We start from the raw sequence: 3,783 nt of genomic DNA on the forward strand, positions 1-3,783 counted from the left end.
ACGATCTCGTCGGCGACCGCGTTCGCGCCGTCCTGGTTCAGGTCGGCGATCGCGACGGCCGCGCCTGCCTTGGCCAGCTCCAGCGCGATTTCCTTGCCGATGCCGCTCGCGGCGCCCGTGACGACTGCGGTCTTGCCGCTCAGATCTGCTGCCATGTCCGTCTCCTCCCGATATCGGATCGATAAAACACGCGCCCGTCGCATCCGCGCTCATCGCGAAATCGCATCGGCGTGCCAGCCGTCATTGTGCACGATCGGCCCCGCCGTTCGTGCGCAAAACGTCTAAGCTTAAGGTCGGTTCCGTTCAGCAGGAGAGTCTCATGCACTATCGACGGCTAGGCCGCTCCGGCCTGCAGATCAGCGCGCTTTCCCTCGGCTCGTGGGTGACGTACGGCAACCAGGTCGACCAGCGGGTCGCGCGCGAATGCCTTGCCGCGGCACGCGACGCGGGCGTCAATTTCTTCGACAACGCTGAGGTCTACGCCGGCGGCAAATCCGAGGAAATCATGGGCCACGCGCTCAAGTCGCTCGACTGGCCGCGCGTCAGCTATATCGTGCCCACGAAATTCTTCTGGGGGCTCGCGGAAGCCCCGAACCAGTATCACACGCTGAACCGGAAATATCTGCTGAACGCGATCGACGGCTCGCTGCGCCGGCTGCAGCTCGACTATGTCGACCTCGTCTATTGCCATCGCCCCGATCCGCATACGCCGATCGAAGAAACCGTCTGGGCGATGAGCGACATGATCGTGCGCGGCAAGGCGCTGTACTGGGGCACGTCGGAATGGAGCGCCGACGAGATCCGTGCAGCATGCGAGATCGCCGAGCGGCACCATCTGCACAAGCCGGTCGTCGAACAGCCGCAGTACAACCTGTTCCATCGCAGCCGGGTCGAACAGGAATATGCGCGGCTCTACGACGATTACGGCCTCGGCCTGACGACCTGGAGCCCGCTGGCGTCGGGCCTGCTCACCGGCAAGTACCGCGACGGCGTGCCGCCCGGCAGCCGCGCGCAGTTGCAGGGCTACGACTGGATGCGCGAACGCCTGACCGATCGGGCAGCCAACGACATCGTCGAACGGATCGGCGAGATCGCGGCCGAGCTCGGCTGCAGCACCGGCCAATTGGCCATCGCTTGGGTACTCGCGAATCCGCGCGTGAGTTCGGTCATCACGGGCGCATCGCGGGTCGACCAGATCGGCGACAACATGCGCGCGCTCGACGTTGCCGCGAAGCTGACGCCGGATGTGAAGCAACGCATCGAGGCAGTGGTCGGCGACGCATACGAGTAAGGCGACGCGCGGCCACTCGCGTACAATACGCGGCCGCATCGGCGCCCAGCCTGACGGCCGCGCGCGATCGAGCGCTTTCATCGATTCACCTTTCGTTTCAGGCGGCCAGCCATGCTCAGTTATCGTCACGGTTTTCACGCAGGCAATCACGCGGACGTGCTCAAGCACGCCGTCGTCGTCCAGCTGCTGCGCTACCTGAACAAGAAGGACAAATCGTACTGGTACATCGATACGCACGCGGGCGCCGGCGTGTACTCGCTGCGCGACGGTTATGCAGCGAAGACGTCGGAATTCGATACCGGCATCGGCCGGCTGTGGAACGAAAAGAACCTGCCGGAGGCGTTGGGTGACTATGTGGACGAAGTCCGCGCGCTGAACGACGACGGCGAACTGCACTTCTATCCAGGCTCGCCGTACATCGCATGGCGGTCGATGCGCGAGCAGGATCGTATGCGCCTGTTCGAAATGCACACGACGGAAATCGATGTGCTGCGCCACAATTTCCGCGATGCGGGGCGACGCGCGATGATCTTCGCCGGCGACGGCTTCGAAGGTATCAAGGCGCTGCTGCCGCCGCCGCCGCGACGCGCACTCGTGCTGATCGATCCGTCCTACGAGGACAAGAAGGATTACACGCGCACGGTGGGCTGCGTGACCGAATGCCTGAAGCGTTTCGCGACCGGCTGCTATGCGATCTGGTATCCGCAGGTCACGCGGACGGAATCGCAGCGCTTTCCCGAGCAGTTGAAGCGCCTGCAGCCGAACAACTGGCTGCACCTGACGCTGACGGTGTCGAATCCGCCGACCGACGGACTTGGCCTCTACGGCAGCGGGATGTTCATCCTGAATCCCCCATATACGCTCGCCCAGAGCATGAACGAGGTCCTGCCTTACCTGGTCGAGAAGCTGGGACAGGATAGCGGCGCCCGCTGTCAAATCGAGCACCGCGGAAACTGACCGGGCGACGGTCGTTACGGCTGCGGCCTGGGCGCGAGCCGCGGCTGGTTGGCCGGCTGCCCGCCCCACGCGGGAACACTGATATACGGCGCGACGAACAGCGGAACCGACGTGTTCGTCCCCTGTCCGGCTGGAGCCCGCATACCTGCCGGCTCGACGATCGGCTCCTGCGACAACGGCGCCGTCTGCAACACCAACCCGCCCTTGCCGTCCTGGATACCGCGCTGCGTATCGAGAACGAGCGGCCTGGACGACGTCGCGGCACCCGCCGCGATGCCATGGACGAGCACGACTGCGCCCAGAATGAGACGCGCGCGGGCACTGCGACGCACTTCGACACGCAAACGCATGATCGTGTCCTTCAGGATGAAAAGGTCCATACCATAGCGCTGCACCGACGATTTCGCCAGATCCGGCGCACAAAAAAACAAAGCCCCGTCAATACGGGGCTTGCTTATCGTGCGGTGCCGCGCGGCACCTGACGGTGACTCCGATTACAGCGAGTAGCCGTTGGTTTCGAGCGAGCGAATGCGGCTCTCGAGCTGGACGATGTCCGACGACGTGGCGAGGTAAGCCTCACGGCGCTCACGTTCTGCGGATTCGAACCAGTTGCTCAGCTTTTCAACGATGTAGGCGATCATGACGTTCTCCAAGGAAGAGGGACCCCTGGTGAATCGAAATTCAGGGATTTCCCGTATAGGGTTATCCCGAATTATAGCGACGCCGCACCAATATGCTAGTGAAAAACTTGCATGGAAATCATTCCAAATCGGAATGAAGAAAAGCGTGGCGCATCCAACCCATTGATTTTAAATGACATGCTGTGTGGGTGCGTTTGGAGGCTCGAGCACAAGCACTAATTTGGTTCACTGGCGGGGTCGGCCAAGCGCGCCAAAATCGGGCACTCCGGCCGCCCGTCACCATGGCAGTGCGCAGCCAGATCGGCCAGCGTGTCGCGCATGTCGCTCAGCTCCGCGATGCGTTGGTCGAGTTCGGCCACATGTTCAAGTGCGATCGATTTCACTTCGGCGCTGGCGCGTGAACGATCCTGCCAGAGCATCAGCAGCTTGCGAATGTCCTCGACGAGAAAGCCGAGTCGTCGTGCCTGACGGATGAACCGCAAGATATGGATTTCGTCCGCGCCGTAGATGCGGTAGCCGGCATCGGTACGCTTGCTCGGCGCAAGAAGCCCGACCTGCTCGTAGTACCGGATCATTTTTGCGCTGACTCCGGATTCGCGTGACGCGTCGCCGATATTCATTCCCCGCCCCTCTCCATCAAACCCTGGTTTCGAACACGACCGCCGACGGACGTCCTCGTCGACGACATATCGATCGTATCAAATCGATGGGGTTCGTTCCGGGGAAGAGTTGGCAGCAGGAACGCAGATGATCCGACCTTGCACGCACGCCGTTGGGTTGCGAGGGATGGGGGCGCTTCGCCACATGCTTTTGGGGACGCCGAAATGCAAAAACCCCCGCCTTTCGGGCGGGGGTTTCTGGCTTAGGGAGCCTGACGATTACCTACTTTCACAC

Annotated in this window: 6 protein-coding genes; 2 read left to right on the forward strand and 4 right to left on the reverse strand. The window is 62.4% G+C overall.

Features of this window, described 5'->3' with window-relative positions; genetic code table 11:
• On the reverse strand, nucleotides 1-155 hold a 155-nt coding region (locus tag J8I35_RS34225), incomplete at its 3' end, for an SDR family NAD(P)-dependent oxidoreductase (protein ID WP_124640466.1).
• 164 nt (nucleotides 156-319) lie between these two features.
• Between J8I35_RS34225 and J8I35_RS34230 the strand changes: the two genes are divergently transcribed.
• Nucleotides 320-1,291, forward strand: coding sequence for an aldo/keto reductase (locus J8I35_RS34230; protein ID WP_209929377.1), 972 nt, complete (start codon nucleotides 320-322; stop codon nucleotides 1,289-1,291).
• A 111-nt stretch (nucleotides 1,292-1,402) separates the two neighbouring features.
• Entirely contained in the window at nucleotides 1,403-2,248 is an 846-nt protein-coding gene (gene rlmJ, locus J8I35_RS34235; RefSeq protein WP_050018292.1) for a 23S rRNA (adenine(2030)-N(6))-methyltransferase RlmJ, read from the forward strand.
• 14 nt (nucleotides 2,249-2,262) lie between these two features.
• Here the strand turns inward: rlmJ and J8I35_RS34240 are convergent, their stop codons facing one another.
• From J8I35_RS34240 to cueR, 3 genes are all read right to left on the reverse strand, one after another.
• Nucleotides 2,263-2,628 (reverse strand): hypothetical protein, encoded by a 366-nt coding sequence (locus J8I35_RS34240; protein ID WP_176017087.1) that lies wholly within the window; start codon nucleotides 2,626-2,628, stop codon nucleotides 2,263-2,265.
• Between the two features lie 114 nt (nucleotides 2,629-2,742).
• Nucleotides 2,743-2,889: a DUF3563 family protein gene (locus tag J8I35_RS34245; RefSeq protein WP_006478295.1), complete on the reverse strand. Its 147-nt coding sequence runs from the start codon at nucleotides 2,887-2,889 to the stop codon at nucleotides 2,743-2,745.
• A gap of 215 nt (nucleotides 2,890-3,104) precedes the next feature.
• On the reverse strand, nucleotides 3,105-3,509 hold the full coding sequence (cueR, locus tag J8I35_RS34250) for a Cu(I)-responsive transcriptional regulator (protein ID WP_209929378.1): 405 nt from the start codon (nucleotides 3,507-3,509) through the stop codon (nucleotides 3,105-3,107).
• Nucleotides 3,510-3,783 lie beyond the last annotated feature (274 nt).

Origin of the sequence: Burkholderia sp. CpTa8-5, from assembly GCF_017815045.1 — a bacterium.
GTDB classification, from domain to species: domain Bacteria; phylum Pseudomonadota; class Gammaproteobacteria; order Burkholderiales; family Burkholderiaceae; genus Burkholderia; species Burkholderia sola.